This window comes from Mycobacterium asiaticum, assembly GCF_001668675.1.
Classification (GTDB): domain Bacteria; phylum Actinomycetota; class Actinomycetes; order Mycobacteriales; family Mycobacteriaceae; genus Mycobacterium; species Mycobacterium asiaticum_D.
In genome coordinates this window covers 1-17,273 of sequence record NZ_LZKQ01000299.1, presented here as the reverse complement: position 1 = coordinate 17,273, position 17,273 = coordinate 1, and the positions used below count along the sequence as shown (strand labels likewise).

General features: G+C 69.3%; 10 protein-coding genes and 1 pseudogene. 1 reads left to right on the top strand and 10 read right to left on the bottom strand.

Features of this window, described 5'->3' with window-relative positions; all coding sequences use genetic code 11:
• Window positions 1-69: 69 nt before the first annotated feature.
• From A9X01_RS31965 to ffh, 5 genes and pseudogenes are all read right to left on the bottom strand, one after another.
• Window positions 70-1,089 carry a TetR family transcriptional regulator gene (locus A9X01_RS31965; protein ID WP_065123250.1) on the bottom strand — a complete coding sequence of 340 codons (1,020 nt, stop codon included), beginning with the start codon at window positions 1,087-1,089 and terminating at the stop codon, window positions 70-72.
• A 2-nt stretch (window positions 1,090-1,091) separates the two neighbouring features.
• Window positions 1,092-2,929, bottom strand: a pseudogene (locus tag A9X01_RS24780) (N-acyl-D-amino-acid deacylase family protein).
• A 37-nt stretch (window positions 2,930-2,966) separates the two neighbouring features.
• Window positions 2,967-4,703, bottom strand: a complete 1,737-nt coding sequence (locus A9X01_RS24775; RefSeq protein WP_065123248.1) for a serine/threonine-protein kinase — start codon at window positions 4,701-4,703, stop codon at window positions 2,967-2,969.
• Between the two features lie 71 nt (window positions 4,704-4,774).
• Window positions 4,775-5,851 carry a metal-dependent hydrolase family protein gene (locus tag A9X01_RS24770; RefSeq protein WP_065123247.1) on the bottom strand — a complete coding sequence of 359 codons (1,077 nt, stop codon included), beginning with the start codon at window positions 5,849-5,851 and terminating at the stop codon, window positions 4,775-4,777.
• Between the two features lie 7 nt (window positions 5,852-5,858).
• Window positions 5,859-7,430, bottom strand: a complete 1,572-nt coding sequence (ffh, locus tag A9X01_RS24765) for a signal recognition particle protein (RefSeq protein ID WP_065123252.1) — start codon at window positions 7,428-7,430, stop codon at window positions 5,859-5,861.
• A gap of 171 nt (window positions 7,431-7,601) precedes the next feature.
• On the opposite strand from ffh, the gene A9X01_RS24760 reads away from it, so the two are divergent.
• Window positions 7,602-9,380, top strand: coding sequence for a DEAD/DEAH box helicase (locus A9X01_RS24760; protein ID WP_081282621.1), 1,779 nt, complete (start codon window positions 7,602-7,604; stop codon window positions 9,378-9,380).
• On the opposite strand, the gene A9X01_RS24755 is transcribed toward A9X01_RS24760, so the two are convergent.
• From A9X01_RS24755 to A9X01_RS24735, 5 genes are all read right to left on the bottom strand, one after another.
• Window positions 9,377-11,854 carry a [protein-PII] uridylyltransferase gene (locus tag A9X01_RS24755; protein WP_081282620.1) on the bottom strand — a complete coding sequence of 826 codons (2,478 nt, stop codon included), beginning with the start codon at window positions 11,852-11,854 and terminating at the stop codon, window positions 9,377-9,379. The genes A9X01_RS24760 and A9X01_RS24755 overlap by 4 nt on opposite strands.
• A gap of 30 nt (window positions 11,855-11,884) precedes the next feature.
• Entirely contained in the window at window positions 11,885-12,223 is a 339-nt protein-coding gene (glnB, locus tag A9X01_RS24750) for a nitrogen regulatory protein P-II (protein ID WP_036354580.1), read from the bottom strand.
• Window positions 12,224-12,225: 2 nt separating this feature from the next.
• Window positions 12,226-13,629, bottom strand: a complete 1,404-nt coding sequence (locus A9X01_RS24745; RefSeq protein WP_065123244.1) for an ammonium transporter — start codon at window positions 13,627-13,629, stop codon at window positions 12,226-12,228.
• A gap of 271 nt (window positions 13,630-13,900) precedes the next feature.
• Complete coding sequence (gene ftsY, locus A9X01_RS24740) at window positions 13,901-15,244, bottom strand: signal recognition particle-docking protein FtsY (protein ID WP_065123251.1); 1,344 nt, start codon at window positions 15,242-15,244, stop codon at window positions 13,901-13,903.
• A 56-nt stretch (window positions 15,245-15,300) separates the two neighbouring features.
• Window positions 15,301-17,273 (bottom strand): AAA family ATPase (locus tag A9X01_RS24735; RefSeq protein WP_155772269.1); only part of this gene is annotated, 1,973 nt, incomplete at its 5' end.

Here is a 17,273-nt window from a genome sequence, read left to right as displayed (position 1 = left end):
CGAGCAGACGGGAACCCCCCCCCCCCCCGGGGGGGGGGGGGGCTTACGCGTCTGCTCGCGCAGGGAAAGCTACAGCGAGCCGATGCTGGCTTGCGGACTGAGCGCGAAGCCCCAGTCGAACAGGCTGGCGGCCTGGTCCCAGTAGGTCGGCCCGCCCTCTTTGACCAGCCCGTACATCATCGCGATCACCAGCCGGCGGCCACCGCGCGCCGCCGCACCGACGAACGTCTTGCGGGCGGCGTTGGTGAAGCCCGTCTTGCCGCCGATCGCGCCGGGGTAGCGCTGCAGCAGCTCGTCCTGGTTGGTGATCACCACGTCGCCGCCGTCACCGGGGCCGCCGGGAAACGTCGCCGAGGGCTTGGCTGTGATCGCCGCGAACACCGGGTTGGCCATCGCGGCACGGAAGATCACCGCGAGGTCATGGGCGGTCGATGCGCCCGGACCATCGGGCCCGTCCAGCCCGGACGGCGTCGACGCATGAGTGCTCGAAGCCCCCAGCGAGGCTGCCTTGGCATTCAGCAGTGCGGTCAGCACCGGAATCCGGCGCTCGGCGATCTCGGGCTGGGGCAACACGCCCTCCACCACCGCGGCTCCGTCGAACACATTGGTCAACAGCGCCGCCAGCACCGGCAGCGTGTCCGGCGGGATGTCCTCAGTCCCGGGCAAGGTCAGCGCGGCGTCGTAGATCTTCGCGCGGTACTGCCAAAGCTCGTGCTGCAGCGTCGTTTTCAACTTCTCATCGGTGCGGGCGGCGATCAACAACTCATAAAGCACGGCGTTTGCGGGCCCGCTGGTGATGTCCCGCAGAATCGCCAGGGCCGCCTCCAGGGCCGGCCGGTCGGCCGGTATCTGAGCGACCTGCTTGGTGAAGGTCTCCAACTGGCGACGCAACACCTCCGATGCCGTGGCCGCCATGAAGTCGCCCATGGTTTCGAAGTGCCGGAACAGCGCCCCGACCGACACCCCGGCGCGTTTGGTGATCACCGCCGCCGAAGCGCGTGCGTAGCCGACTTCGATGATGGTGTCGATGCAGGCCTCGAGGAGCCGGCCGACCGTCTCCTCGCGGCGCTGCTGCTGGGTCCTGGCCATCGCTACGCGGTGGCGCTCAGGGCCCGTCCGGCCCGTTGCGCGTGCCGCTCGCCTGCGCGCAGGTACCGGCCCGACTTCACCGTTTCGCCGTAGCCTTCGCAGAACTCGCCGTTGCGGAAGACCACCGCACCGCCGACACCCGTCGCGACCACGGTCGCGTCGTTGCGGTTCACCATGCGGCGAAGGCCGCCGTAGAACGGCACCGCTTCTTCGTAGTAGCCGTCCACCGAGTCGTCCAGGCGGGTGGGGTCGATCACGACGAAGTCCGCACGGTCGCCTTCCCGCAGCGTGCCGGCGTCGATGCCGAACCACTCGGCCACCTCGGCGGTCAGCCGATACACCGCCCGCTCCAGCGTCAGGAACGGCCGGCCGGCCCGGTGGGCGTCGCGAGTGCGCTTCAGCAGCCGCAGCGGGAAGTTGTAGAAGGCCATGTTGCGCAGGTGCGCGCCCGCGTCGGAGAAGCCCATGTGCACAACCGGGTCGGCGGCCAGCTTGTCCAGCTGCTTAGGCCGGTGGTTGGCGACGGTCGTGGTCCAGCGCACGTTGCGTTCGCCGTTGTCCACCAGGATGTCGAGGAACGCATCCAGCGGGTGCAGCCCACGCTCGTCGGCAATCGCCCCAAAGCTCTTGCCGATCAACGACTTGTCGGGGCACTCCACGATCACCGCGTCGTGGAAGTCGCGGTGCCACAGCGACGGCCCCAGCTTGATGCGGTCGAACTCGCGGCGGAATTTCCGGCGGTAGGACTCGTCGGCAAGCAGCTGGTTGCGCTCGAGTTCGTCACGCAGGTGCAGGGCGGCCGTGCCGGCGCCGAACTCCTCGAAGACCGGCAGGTCGATCCCGTCGGAGTACAGGGTGAACGGCACCGGCAAGTGCTGGAACCGCACGCTGGATGCCAGCAGCTTGTTCAACAGGCGAGCGCCGCGCCCAAAGGTGTGCACCGCCAACGGCATTGACTTGGCGTCCGCGGACACCAACAGGCTCATCCGAACGCCCTTGCGGCGGTTCAGTATTCGGCTGCTGGTGAGGAAGAACATCAGCGCCGAAACCGGGCTGTCGACGTTCGGGGCGCTCTGTAGGATCCGGCCGCGCTTGCGCAGCACCTTGATCAGCCGCCGCCGTTCCCGCCAGGTCGCGAACGTGGACGGCAGCGCCCGGGAGCGGAACCGCTCACCGTCGAGCTTGTCGATCGGTGCATCCATCCCGGACATGCCCAGCATCCCGGCGTCCAACGCCTGGTCGAGCAGTTTCGCCATCTTCTCCAGCTCGGCATCGGTGGGCCGGACATCGCCGTCGGTCGCCCGCTCCAGGCCGAGTACCGCCGTGCGCAAGTCCGAATGACCAAGCATCGAGCCGACATTCGGCCCCAATGGCAGCGCGTCGAGCTTCTCGACGTACTCCGCGGGCGTCGACCAGGTCTTGTTGCGTTCCAGCGCGCCGAGAACGAAGTCGCGCGGCACCGCCTCGACCCGACTGAACAGGTCGGCGGCGTCCTCGGAGTTTGCGTAGACGGTCGACAACGAGCAATTGCCCAGCAGCAGGGTGGTCACCCCGTGCCGCACCGACTCGCGCAGACCGGGGTCGAGCAGGATTTCGGCGTCATAGTGCGTGTGCACGTCGAGGAAGCCCGGCATGACCCACTTGCCGCCCGCGTCGATCACCTCGGGGCAACCGGTCTCGTCCAGCGGCTTGGCCGAGACGGTGGCCACCACGCCGTCGCGAATGCCCAAGTTACGCGTCTGCGGCGCCGCGCCGGTGCCGTCGAACCACAGGCCGTCGCGGATGATCACGTCGAAAGTCACAGTTCCTCCAAGTCGTTGCGTTGGCCCGACGCTAACATAGATAGCGATCACTCGCAATCTTTCCCGGCAAAGAGCTCACCGATGCGTAGTCGTCGTCGGCGGGCCGGTGAGTGTGACGGTGGGCGGTTCGCTACTGGGCGTAACGCGCACCGGGTCCGGCACGGTCACCCCGGGCGGCGTCTCGCCCGTCCGGGTCGCCTTGGTGGGAATGCGGATGACTCCCCCCTGCTGGCTGCATTCGTTGGTCTTCACGGTCACCGTCATGTCGCCGGCCAGGTTGCCGTCCGGTTCCGGACGCAGTGCCACCATCTGCACGGTGGTCTGCGTGCTGGCTACGCCGTTGGGACCGATGCACGGGAATTTTGTGATTTCCGGCCGCGATCGCCATTGCCCGCCCTGGAACTCGAGCAGCAGCGGGTGCACATCGGGAGACTTCGCCTGGGTGTGGTCGGTCTCGCTGAGCAGGGTCCCCGCGGCCAGGCAGCGCGTGGGCGTGCACGACGACCGGAACGCCCACCAGGTCGCGACGTCCGGCGGCTGCGGGGTCGGGGTGTTGTTGAAGGTCTGCCTCGAGCGCTGCACCTCGATCACATACATGCCCTCGAGCGGAAGTGGTGAGCCCGCGGGGGTACTGCTCGGCGTGGTTCTCGATGACGCCGGCGTCGTCGTGGCGGGGCTGCCCGCCTGAGTCGACGTCATGGTCTTGCGCCCGATCGAGACTCCGGCGGCGAACAGGCCGGCCAGCAGCAGCACCGCGACGGCACCGAGCAGGATCCGCCGCGGCCCCCGCCGCGGTTTGGGGCGGGTGGAGAACTCATTCAGCCGTCGCGCGAGCGATCCGGCGGCGGACTGCAACATCGTGGCTTGCCGTGGCGGCGGAACGGTAGCCGGTCGCGGCACCGGCGGCGGTGGGGGTGGCGGCGGTTGCGGCCAGCCATAAGCCGGATAGTCGACGACGTAGGCGGGTTCGGGAAGGGGCTGCTCGGCGACCTCAGTGACCTCGGCGACCTCAGTGACCCCAATGACCGGGGCTACCTCGTGTGGCCCGTGGCTGCGATCCGGGACGCCGGCGTGCTCGGCCAGCGCGTCGGCGAACTCGCGGCAGCTGCCGAACCGGTCGGACGGATTGCCTGCCATCGCCCGGCCCAGCACCCCGTCCAGCCGGTCCAGGTCGGGACGCAGATCGCGCAGGCGCGTCCCGACCGCCGGCGGCGCGCCGGTGAACAGGTGCATCGCGGTCGCGGCCAGCGCGTATTGGTCGGCGCGCCCGTCGGGTTCGGCACCGGCAATCTCCTCCGGCGCGGCGTAGGCCGATTCGGCCGGCGGACGCGCCAAGCCGAAGTCGGTCAACAGAATCCGCGGTTCGTCCGTCGTCGCCAGCAGGATGTTGGCCGGCCGGACGTCCCGATGCAACAACCCGCGCTGGTGGGCGAAATCCAGCCCGCCGGCCACCGCGGTGATCATGCCCAGCGCTTCGGCCAGCGGCAGTACCGCCGGGAACCGACTGGCCATCAGCTTCGCGGCGTCGGTGCCGTCCACGTAGTCCATCGCGATCCACAGCTGACCCTCGAACTCGCCGCGATCGTGCACCTCAACGATGTTGGGGTGGTACATGGTCGCCGCGACCTGGGTCTCCTGATGGAACCGGCGCCGGAAATCGCCGTCCGCCGACAACGTCGACGGCAGCACCTTCAGGGCGCGCCACCCGCGCACATCAGGCCTTTCCACCAGGTAAAGCTCACCGGTCGCGGAGGAACTCAGCATCCGCACCACGGTGTACCCGGCAACGGCCGCACCGCTGGCCAACGCCATCCAGCGATACTAACCACCGCGGCGCGAGACGCGGTCAGCGCGCGGCCAACACTGGGCGAATACTTGCCTGGTCAGCCGGGCCGAAACGGGTTGCCGCGCAAGATCACCAGATCAGGCCGGGTCAGCACCCCGGGGCCCAGGCGTGGGTCCTGGGAGTAGCACAACAGATCTGCCGATGCCCCGTCGTCGAGGCAGGGCCGGCCCAGCCAGCGCCGCGCGTCCCAGCACGCTGCACCCAACGCCTCCTCGGCGCTCATGCCGATCCCGCGCAGGGCGTCCACCTCGTCGGCGATGCGGCCGTGCCGGATCATGCCGCCGGCGTCGGTGCCGGCGTATACCAGCACGCCGGCGTCGCGCGCCGCCGCCACCCGGCGGTACCCGCGGTCGTAGAGATCGCGCATGTGCGCGGCGTACGTCGGATAACGGGTCGCGGCATCGGCAATGCCGGGGAAATTCTCCAGATTGATCAGGGTGGGCACCAGCGCTGTGCCGTGTTCGACCATCAGCGCGATGGTGTCGTCAGTGAGGCCGGTGCCATGTTCGATGCAGTCGATGCCGGCGCGGATCAATCCGGGCAGCGCATCCTCGCCGAACACGTGCGCGGTGACCCGGGCGCCCTCGGCGTGCGCGGCATCGATAGCGGCTTTCAGGACGTCGTCGGACCACAGCGGCGCGAGGTCACCTACCTTGCGGTCGATCCAGTCGCCGACCAGCTTGACCCAGCCGTCACCGCGGCGGGCCTGCTCGGCCACCGCGGCCGGCAGTTGAGACTCGTCTTCCAGGTCGATCGGCAGGCCGGGGATGTAGCGCTTGGGTCTGGCCAGGTGGCGTCCAGCCCGGATGATCCGCGGCAGGTCGTGGTGGTCGTCGAGGCTGCGGGTGTCGATCGGTGAGCCGCAATCCCGCAGCAGCAACGCCCCGGCCTCGCGTTCGGTCTCGGCCTGGGTGATCGCCTCGTCGAGTTCTACCGCGCCGTGTTCGCCGAGACCGACGTGGCAATGCGCGTCGACCAGGCCCGGCAGAATCCAGCCGCCCTCGAAGACGGTGTCGGCGCCGGACACCGGTTCGGTGCTGAGGTGGCCGTCGACGATCCACAGTTCGGTGGGAACGTCGCCCGGCAGAGCCGAACCGCGCACGTGCAGCCGCACGGCGGGACTACTTCTTGCCCGGGAACTTCAGCTTGGACAGGTCGAAGTCGGCCAGACCGGGCGGCAACTCGTTGAGCCCCTCGGGCATCTGCGACAGATCCGGGAAGCCGGCCGGCATGCCCGGCATGCCCGGTATGCCCGCCCCGGGCCCGAACGGACTGCGCACCTTGGGCGGCGTCGGGCCGCGACCGCCCTTCTTGCCCTTCTTGCCCTTCGCGTTCTTGGACTTTCGTGTCGCGGACTTGCGCCCGATTCCCGGTATCCCCATGCCGCCGAGCATCGAGGACATCATCTTGCGGGCCTCGAAGAAGCGGTCCACCAGCTGATTGACCTCGGACACGGTGACGCCCGAGCCGTTGGCGATGCGCAGGCGCCGGGAGGCGTTGATGATCTTCGGGTCGGCCCGCTCTTCGGGCGTCATTCCGCGGATGATGGCCTGCAGCCGGTCGAGGCTCTTGTCGTCGACCTCGGCCAGCGCGTCCTTCATCTGTGCGCCGCCGGGCAGCATGCCCAGCAGGTTGCCGATCGGGCCCATCTTGCGCACGGCGAGCATCTGCTCGAGGAAATCTTCCAGCGTGAGTTCTCCGGTGCCGATCTTGGCGGCGGCCGCCTCCGCCTGCTGGGCGTCGAAGACCTGTTCGGCCTGCTCGATCAGGCTCAGCACGTCGCCCATGCCCAGGATGCGACTGGCCATCCGGTCCGGATGGAAGACGTCGAAGTCTTCGAACTTCTCCCCGGTGGAAGCGAAAAGGATTGGCACCCCGGTGACTTCACGGACCGACAGCGCGGCGCCACCGCGGGCGTCGCCGTCCAGCTTGGTCAGCACGACGCCGGTGAACCCGACGCCGTCCCCGAATGCCTGGGCGGTGGCGACGGCGTCCTGACCGATCATCGCGTCCAGGACGAACAGCACCTCGTCGGGGTTGACCGCCTCGCGGATCGCGGCGGCCTGGGCCATCAGCTCCTCGTCGATACCCAGCCGGCCGGCGGTGTCGACGATGACGAAGTCGTGGTGCTTGGCCTTGGCCTCGGCGATGCCCGCCGCGGCGACCGCGACCGGGTCGCCCGGGCCGGACTCGGGGGACGCCCCGGGGTGCGGCGCGAACACCGGCACACCGGCCCGCTGCCCGACCACCTGCAGCTGGTTGACGGCGGCCGGACGCTGCAGGTCGCAAGCCACCAGCAGCGGCGTGTGACCCTGATTCTTGAGGCGGAAGGCCAGCTTGCCGGCCAGCGTCGTCTTACCGGAGCCCTGCAGGCCGGCGAGCATGATGACGGTCGGCGGGGTCTTGGCGTATGCGAGTTCGCGGGTCTCCCCGCCGAGGATGCCGATCAGCTCCTCATTGACGATCTTGACGACCTGCTGCGCCGGGTTCAGAGCGCCGGACACCTCCGCGCCGCGGGCGCGTTCCTTGATCCGGTGCACGAACGCCCGCACGACGGGCAGCGAAACGTCGGCTTCCAGCAGCGCGAGCCGGATCTCACGGGTGGTGGCGTCGATATCGGCGTCGGTGAGGCGGCCTTTGCCGCGTAGCCCCTGAAGGGCACCGGTCAAGCGATCGGAGAGCGATTCAAACACGACCGCCAGCCTATCGGTGATCGCCGAGCGCCGTGACTCACCACCACGTCCCCGCGAGGGTGCGCGCATGCACAGCGACACGCCGAGGTTCGTGGCATTCCGCGCACGTTCGCGCCGGCAACCGAGCCGGCCAGCCCCGGCCATGTCGCAACTACGCCGAAAAGCGTTGCCATGCTAGATTTTACAGCCGCGCCCGGCATCGACAGGCGCGTCAGCCCAGCCAGCCACTCGGGGGGATCTTTGTCGCTGCAGCCGGTCGGTTCCGCCGATAGCAGCCGGCCGCTGCGCGGTTGGCAGCGCCGTGCGCTGGTGAAATACCTCGGCACCGAGCCGCGCGACTTCCTGGCCGTCGCCACACCCGGGTCGGGCAAGACGGCGTTCGCGCTGCGGATCGCGGGTGAACTGATTGCCCACCGCGCCGTCGAGCAACTCACCGTCGTCGTCCCCACCGAACACCTCAAGATCCAGTGGGCGCAGGCCGCCGGACGTCAGGGCCTGGCGCTGGACCCTAAGTTCTCCAACTCCAACCCGCAGACCTCGCCGGATTACCACGGTGTGGTGGTCACCTACGCCCAGGTGGCCGCCCATCCGACGTTGCACCGGGTGCGGACCGAGCAGCGCAAGACGCTGGTGATTTTCGACGAGATCCATCACGGCGGGGACGCCAAGACCTGGGGCGACGCGATCCGGGAGGCGTTCAGCGACGCGACCCGTCGGCTCGCCCTGACCGGGACGCCGTTCCGCAGCGACGACAGCCCCATCCCGTTCGTCAACTACGAGCCCGACAGCGAGGGCCTGATGCGCTCGCAGGCCGACCACACCTACGGCTACGCGGAGGCACTGGCCGACGGGGTGGTGCGTCCGGTCGTGTTCATGGCCTATTCAGGCCACGCCCGCTGGCGCGACAGCGCGGGCGAGGAGCACGAGGCGCGGCTCGGCGAGCCGTTGTCGGCCGAACAGACCGCGCGGGCGTGGCGCACCGCCCTGGACCCGGCCGGCGAGTGGATGCCCGCCGTCATCACCGCCGCCGACCTGCGGCTTCGTCAGCTTCGTGAGCATGTGCCCGACGCGGGCGGCATGATCATCGCGTCCGACCGGACCGCCGCCCGCGCCTATGCCACGCTCCTGAAGAAGCTGACCGGGGAAACGCCGACCGTCGTGCTCTCCGACGACCCCGGGTCCTCGGCCCGCATCAGCGAGTTCGCGGCCAGCGACACCCGGTGGCTGGTCGCGGTGCGCATGGTGTCCGAGGGCGTGGACGTACCCCGCCTGTCGGTGGGGATCTATGCGACCAGCGCCTCCACTCCCCTGTTCTTCGCCCAGGCGATCGGCCGGTTCGTGCGCTCACGACGACCCGGCGAGACAGCCAGCATCTTCCTGCCGTCGGTGCCCAACCTGCTGCAACTGGCCAGCGAGCTGGAGGCGCAGCGCAATCACGTGCTGGGCAAACCGCACCGCGAGTCCGAGGGCGATCCGCTCGACGACGACCCGGCGATCCGGACGCAGAACGAGAAGACCGAAGAGAACGGCTTCACCTCCCTGGGCGCGGACGCCGAGCTGGATCAGGTCATCTTCGACGGCTCCTCGTTCGGCACGGCCGCCCCCGCCGGCAGCGAGGAAGAGGCCGACTACCTGGGCATTCCAGGGCTGCTCGACGCCGAGCAGATGCGGGCGCTGCTGCACCGGCGCCAGGACGAGCAGTTGCAGAAACGCGCGGCGACGGCGTCCGGCCCGCCCATGCCGATCACCACGCACGGGCAGCTGCGCGAGTTGCGCCGCGAACTCAACTCGCTGGTGTCGGTCGCCCATCACCGCACCGGCAAGCCGCACGGCTGGATCCACAACGAGCTGCGCCGCCGCTGCGGCGGGCCACCGATCGCGGCGGCGACCCGGGATCAGCTCAAGGCTCGCATCGAGGCCGTGCGCCAGCTGAACTCCGAATCGAGTTAGTCGCCGACGGGCTCGTCGACCATCACGACCGCCGGCGCACCCAGCACAGCCAACAAGTTCTTCTCCACCGCGGACCGCGCGTCGGTGTCGGGCGGCACCGTCACACAGAAGACGTCGGCGGCCGTCGACCCGAAGGTGTTCACCTTGGCCCAGACGATGTCGGTCTCGGCGCGCTCGAGCGCGCGGGCCAGCAACGCCAGCAGACCCGTGCGGTCCATGGCACGCACTTCCAGAATCAGCTGGCCGGCTGTGTCGGTGTCCAGCCACAGGATCCGCGGCGGGGCGGTCGAGCGGGTGACCGGCACGCCCACCTGCACCTCCCCGGCCCGCGCGGTCGCTTCGCTGGCGGCATCGCTGTCCCGCTTCTCCAAGGCGCCCAAGACGTCGACGTCACCGCGCAACGCACCGACGAACGACTGCCGCAGCAGATCGGCCGCCGGCGGCGACCCGAACAGCGGCGACACCACGAACTCGGTGATCGCGACGCCCTCGTGGATGTTGACCGAGGCCGAATGGACCCGCAGTGAGTTCAGCGCCAACACGGCCGCGGCCTTGGACACCAATCCGCGTTCGTCGGGGGCCACCATGACGGCATGCAGGCGCTCACCGGAGCCGGGGTTGATCTCGACGTGCACGCCCTGCCGTGCCGCCAATGAAAGATAGTGCGGCGCAGTCGGTTCCGCTTGCGGCGGCTCCTCGCCCGCCATCGCCATCCGGCAGCGCCGCACCAGGTCATCGACCAGGGATGCCTTCCAGTCGCTCCACACCCCCGGGCCGGTGGCCTTCGAGTCGGCCTCCGAAAGCGCGTGCATCAGCTCCAGCAGCTGCGGATCCCCACCGAGCGCCTCCGACACCGCCTCGATGGTGGCCGGGTCATTGAGGTCGCTGCGGGTGGCGGTGATCGGCAGCAGCAGGTGGTGGCGGACCATCTTGGACAGCGTGTCGATGTCGGCCGGCGCCAGCCCCAACCGCTCGCCGATCGGAACCACCAGGTCGGCTCCCAGCACGCTGTGGTCGGCGCCCCGGCCCTTGCCGATGTCGTGCAGCAGCGCTCCCAGCGCAAGCAGGTCCGGTCGGGCCACGTTGGTGGTCAGCGGCGCCGCGTGCACGGCGCACTCCACCACGTGGCGGTCCACCGTCCACTTGTGTGACACGTCGCGCGGCGGCAGGTCCCGGATCGCGTCCCATTCGGGCAGCAGCTGGCCCCATAAGCCGGTGCGGTCCAGCGCCTCAATGGTCGGTACGGCGGTGGGCCCGGCCAGCAACACCACCAGCAGGTCGTCGAGTGCCTCGCGCGGCCACGGCGTCGGCAGCGGGGGCGCGTTGTCCGCCAGCCGGCTCAGGGTCGCCGCGCCGATCGGCACGCCGGTGTCGGCGGCCGCGGCAGCGACCCGCAGCACCAGGCCGGGATCGTGCTGCGGCTGCGCCTCGCGGGCCAGCACGATCTCGCCGGCATACTCGACGACGCCCTCGTCCAGCGGGCGCCGCTTGGGACGGCGCACCAGCGCCGAGATGCCGCGCCGGGGCAACGCGTTGGCGGCCGTGCGCAGGCCGGTGACCGCGTGGAAGCTGATGGTGCGCCCCGCGCTGGACAACATCCGCGCCAGGTCGAACCGGTCGCCGACGCCCAGCGCCTCGCTGATCTCGTCGGCGAATTGGGCCAGCAGCTGGTCGCGGCCGCGACGTGACACCCGGTGCAGCTCGGTTCGCACATCGAGCAACGTCAGGTACGCGTCGTCGAGCGAACCGACCGCCGAGTCGGCGCGGGCCATGCCGTGCCGGTCGATCAGCTGCGCCAGTGCCAGCGCGTTGAGCAGCTGGACATCGCGCAGGCCGCCGCGGCCCGACTTCAGGTCGGGTTCGGCGCGGTGCGCGATCCGGCCCAGCCGCAGCCAACGGGCATGCGTCATCTCCACGAGTTCGTCCATGCGAGAACGGATTCCGCTGCGCCACTGGCGTCTGACGCCGTCGATCAGTTCGGCGGAGAGCCGCTGTTCGCCGGCGATGTGGCGCGCTTCCAGCATCCCCAGCGCGGCGGTCATGTCCGCCCCGGCGGTGGCCAGCGCCTCACCCACCGTGCGGACACTGTGGTCGAGCCGAATGTTGGCGTCCCACAACGGATACCACAGTTTGTCCGCGACCGGCCCCAGCAGGTCGGCAGGCTTGCCGTCGTGCAGCAGCACCAGGTCCAGGTCGGAATACGGCAGGAATTCGCGGCGCCCGAGCCCGCCGACCCCGACGATCGCGAACCCGCTGTCCTCGGTGATCCCGATCTGTGCGGCCTTGGCGACCAACCAGGACTCGTGCAACTCCTGGCAGGCCTGCCGCAACTCCGCGGGGGCCATGCCGCGATGTCCATCTGACAACAGATCGCGCCTGGCGGCAGCCAAATCGACTGCGGCACAGGCGCTTTCTGTTGCTTCTCCTAGTTCGGACGGGTCCGCCGGGTGCGGGTTCACACCCGGGGGGCCCATCCTGCTCGGTTCAGCAATGCCGAACCATTGTCATAATGCGTCGGGTCCGCGCTCTCCGGTGCGCACCCGCACGATGGTGTCGACCGGGCTGACCCAAACCTTGCCGTCGCCGATCTTGCCGGTCCGTGCCGCTCGGACGATGCTGTCCACGACCTTGTCGACGATGGAGTCGTCGACCACGACCTCGATCCGCACCTTCGGCACGAAGTCCACCGAGTATTCAGCGCCGCGGTAAACCTCGGTGTGACCCTTTTGCCGGCCGTACCCCTGTATTTCGCTGACCGTCATGCCCAGGACGCCTGCGTCTTCGAGGCTGGTCTTGACGTCGTCGAGGGTGAACGGCTTAACGATCGCGGTGATCAGCTTCATATCTATTCCGCCTCCACTTTCTCGCCCACTCGCTGCCGGTCTTCCAGGCCGTTGAGGCTGCTTTCCGGCAGGCTGGCCCTAGGAAGCACCGAACCGCTGGCGACCGCAAAGTCGTAGCCGCTTTCGGCGTGCTCCGACTCGTCGACGCCCGCGGCCTCCTGCTCAGCCCCGAGACGCAGTCCGATGGTGTACTTCAGGATAAGGGCAATGATCAAGGTGCCAACAGCGGAGTAGGTCAACACAGCAAACGCTCCGATGGCCTGTTTGCCCAGCTGGCCCCAACCGCCGCCGTAGAACAGCCCCGAGACGGCCGCCGGGGCCTCCGGCGTGGCGAGCAGGCCGACCAGCAGTGTCCCGACCAGCCCACCGACCAGGTGCACGCCGACCACGTCGAGCGAGTCGTCGAAGCCCAGCTTGAACTTCAGCCCAACCGCCAAGGCGCACAGGGCGCCGGCCACCGCGCCGATCGCCAGCGCCCCGACCACATTGACCGAAGAACACGACGGCGTGATGGCAACCAGTCCGGCGACGATGCCCGAGGCCGCACCCAGGGTGGTGGCCTTGCCGTCGCGGATGCGCTCGGTGAGCAACCAGGCCAGCATCGCGGCCGCCGTGGCGACGGTGGTGGTGACGAACGTCGTACCGGCGGCACCATTGGCGCTGGTGGCCGATCCGGCGTTGAACCCGTACCAGCCGAACCACAGCAGGCCGGCGCCGAGCATCACGAACGGCAGGTTGTGTGGCCGGAAGAGCGTCGTCGGCCAGCCCTTGCGCCGGCCCAGGACGATGGCCAGCACCAAGCCCGCCACACCGGCGTTTATGTGGACCGCCGTGCCGCCCGCGAAGTCGACCGCTTTCAGCTTGTTGGCGATCCACCCGCCCGACTCGGCGACGCTGCCGTCGAACGCGAACACCCAGTGGGCAACGGGGAAGTAGACGAGTGTCGCCCACAGCCCGGAGAACACCAACCAGGCGCTGAACTTCATCCGGTCCGCTACCGCACCCGAGATCAGGGCGACGGTGATGATCGCGAACATGAGCTGGAAGGCTACGAACACGGTGGCCGGCAAGGTGCCAACCAACGGGATGGTGGTCTCGGCCACCGGCGGGGTCTTACTCGGGTCGGCAGCAACGTAATTGCCACCGATGAGACCTTTCAGGCCCCAGAACTGGGTCGGGTTGCCGACGACATTTCCGGTGTCATTGCCGAATGCCATCGAGTAGCCGTAGAGCACCCAGAGCACCGTTATGACGCCCATCGAACTGATGCTCATCATGATCATGTTCAGGACGCTCTTGGCACGCACCATGCCGCCGTAGAAGAACGCCAGGCCCGGCGTCATCAACAGCACGAGCGCGGCACTCGCCAACATCCAGGCCGTGTCGCCGGTATCGGGATGGCCCATGGTTGGGAAACTCACTCGCTATCACCTCCAGTCAGCGTTGGGAGGGCCCCAGATAAATGACTGGCGACCTGATCCAGAACCATGCGCATAAGTTGTTGCGCGAATGGGGCAGCGATGTTTCGTCAGGATTAACGTAAAAGTTGCTGTGTAATAGCTGCTAGTGGCGATCGCAAGCGCGGCGTAAGCCGGGCGCGGCGGGTCGCCACCGTCCCGCCTAGTGGCGATCGCAAGCGCGGCGTAAGCCGGGCACGGCGGGTCGCCACCGTCCCGATCAGCCGAGCAGGGCGTCCACGAACGCGGCCGGTTCGAAGGGCGCCAGATCGTCGGCTCCTTCGCCCAGCCCGACCAGCTTCACCGGCACGCCCAGTTCCTGCTGGACCCGGAATACGATGCCGCCCTTAGCCGTTCCGTCCAGCTTGGTCAGCACCGCGCCGGTGATGTCGACGACCTCTGCGAACACCTTCGCCTGAGCCAGCCCGTTCTGTCCGATCGTCGCATCGAGCACCAACAGCACCTCGTCGACAGCCGCCCGGCGGGTCACCACCCGCTTGACCTTCCCCAGCTCGTCCATCAGCCCGACCTTGGTGTGCAACCGGCCGGCGGTGTCGATGACGACGACGTCGGCGCCGGACTGGATGCCCTTGTCCACGGCGTCGAAGGCCACCGATGCCGGGTCCGCGCCCTCGGCACCGCGCACCACTTCCGCGCCCACCCGCGACGCCCAGGTCTGCAGCTGGTCGGCCGCGGCGGCCCGGAAAGTGTCGGCGGCGCCGAGCACAACGCGGCGGCCGTCGGCCACCAGCACCCGGGCCAGCTTTCCGACGGTGGTGGTCTTGCCGGTGCCATTGACGCCGACGACCAGCAGGACCGACGGATGGTCCGCGTGCGGGAGCGCACGGATCGAACGGTCCATGGCGGGTTGCAACTCCCTGATCAGCACCTCGCGCAGCACCGCCCGGGCCTCGGCCTCGTTGCGCACGTTGCCGCTGGCCAGCCGGCCGCGCAGCTGCGACACCACCGACTCGGTGACCACCGGACCCAGGTCGGCGACCAGCAACGTGTCCTCCACGTCCTGCCAGGAGTCCTCGTCGAGGTCACCGCCCCCGATCAGGCCCAGCATGCTGCGGCCCAGCGCGTTCTGGGACCGGGCAAGCCGCCCGCGCAGCCGCTCCAACCGCCCTTCGGTCGGTTCGATGGCTTCGATCTGCGGCGCCTCGGGTGCCGGCTCGGCCTCGATCTCGGGTACCGGCTCGACTTCGATCTCGAGTTCCGGCTCGGCCTCGATCTCGGGTTCGGTCTCCGGCACCGTTTCCAGTTCCGGATCGGGCAGGTGGACCTCGGAAATCGTGCGCTTCGGCGCATCGCGCGGGATCGTCGCGTCGTCGCCGACAGCGGGCAACCCGCTGGTGTCGAGCACCGGTTCGGCGGTCGGTGTCTTGCTGAAGGTGATGCCCGAGGACGCCGTGTACCCGCCGGACCGGTCGATCGCGTCCGGTTTGGGCGTCGGCGCCAGCCTGATCCGACGCTTGCGGTAGCGCACCAGGCCGACGACCAACGCCGCGATGATGATCAGGGCGGCGGCGACCGCGATGGCAATCCACAAACCTTCGGACACGCTGACTATCCCTTCCCAATGCATCTCGGGGTGAAACCCGGAACGAACCAAATGAACTAATTGGTGCTGGAGACCAGCTGATCCACCTGCTGACCGCGGATCCGCTGCGAGATGACCGCGGTGATCCCATCACCCTGCATGGTCACGCCGTAGAGCGCGTCGGCGACCTCCATGGTGGGCTTCTGGTGGGTGATGATGATCAGCTGCGACTGGTCGCGCAGCATCTCGAACAGGCCGATCAGGCGACGCAGGTTGACGTCGTCCAGGGCGGCCTCCACCTCATCCATGATGTAGAACGGCGACGGGCGGGCCCGGAAGATCGCCACCAGCATGGCCACCGCGGTCAGCGCCTTCTCGCCCCCGGAGAGCAAAGACAACCTGGTGACCTTCTTGCCGGGTGGGCGGGCCTCCACCTCGATGCCCGTGGCGAGCATGTCGTCGGGCTGGGTCAGCCGCAGCCGGCCCTCCCCGCCGGGGAACAGCGCGGTGAACACCGTCTGGAACTCGCGCTCGACGTCGACGAAAGCCTCGCTGAACACTTGCAGGATGCGGGCATCCACCTCGGCGACGACGTCCAGCAGATCCTTGCGGGCGCCCTTGACGTCTTCGAGCTGGGTGGACAGGAAGTTGTACCGCTCCTCCAGCGCAGCAAACTCCTCCAGGGCCAGCGGGTTGACCCGGCCGAGTTCGGCCAGCTCGCGTTCGGCGCGTTTGGCGCGCCGCTCCTGGGTGGTCCGGTCGAACGGCATCGGGGCCGGCGCCACCACCTGCTCACCGCGTTCGCGGGCCTGCTCGAACTCGGCCATCTCCAGGTCGGTGGGCGGCAGCGGGACGTCGGGGCCGTATTCGGCGATCAGGTCGGTCGGCGCCATGCCGAACTGCTCGAGCACCATCTGCTCGAGCTGCTCGATCCGCAGCGCCGCCTGGGCGTTGGCCACCTCGTCGCGATGCAGCGAATCGGTGAGGGCGGCCACCCGTGCGCTCAGCGCGTTCACTTCCTCGCGCACCGCGTTCATGGCAGCCGTGCGCTGTTGCCGTTCGGCGGCGAGTTGGTCGCGCAGCCGCGAGGCCGCTTCCACCACCCGGTTCAGCCGAGCGGCCAGCACCCGCCCGGACTCGGCCACCGCCGCGGCCACCGCGGCCGCCCGCAGCCGAGCGGCGTGCGCCTGTTCGGCCCGCACTCGCGCCTCGCGCTCGGCCGCCGCCGCGCGACGCAGCGAGTCCGCCCGGCCACGCACCGCGTTGGCGCGCTCCTCGGCGGTGCGCAACGTCAGCCGGGCCTCGACCTCGGCACTGCGCGCGCTCTCGGCGGCAGCGGCGATCTCCTGCCGGGCCTCGACCAGGTTGGGCTCGGCCGCCTGCACGTGCTCGGTCTCCTGCGCGTTGCGCAGCCGGGTTTCCAGCTCGACGACCTCTTCGAGGGTGCGCGCCCGTCCGGCTTCCAGCTCCTCGCGCTGCTGCAGCAGCCGGCTCCACTCGTCCTCGGCCGCCCGTGCCTCCTGCCCCAGCCGTCCGAGTTGTTCGTACATCGCCGAAATGGCGGTGTCGGATTCGTTGAGCGCGGCCAGGGCCTGCTCGGCCGCGTCCTGCCGAGCGGTCTGCTCGGTCAATGCGCCGGACAGCGCCGCGCTCAGTTGAGCGACCTGCGCCTCGGCGGCGGCCAGCTCACCGCGGGCCTTCTCGATCTCGGAGGCGACCTCTAAGGTGGAGACCTTGCGGTCGGACCCACCGTTCACCCGCCCGGCGCCTACCAGGTCACCGTCCAGCGTGACCGCCCGAAGCCGGGGATGCCGCGCCACCAGTTCCAGCGCCTGCCCCAGATCGCCGACAACCGCGACGTCCGACAGCATCGCCGCCATCGCACCCCGCAGTCGCGGCGGCGCATCGATCAAATCCAGCGCCCAGGCGGCCCCGCCAGGCAGCTCCGCGGTCCGGGCCGGGTCGGCGGGAGCGGGCCAGTCGCTGAGGACCAGGGCGGCGCGGCCACCGTCGGCCTGCTTGAGCGCGGCCACCGCCGTGTGCGCGGCGC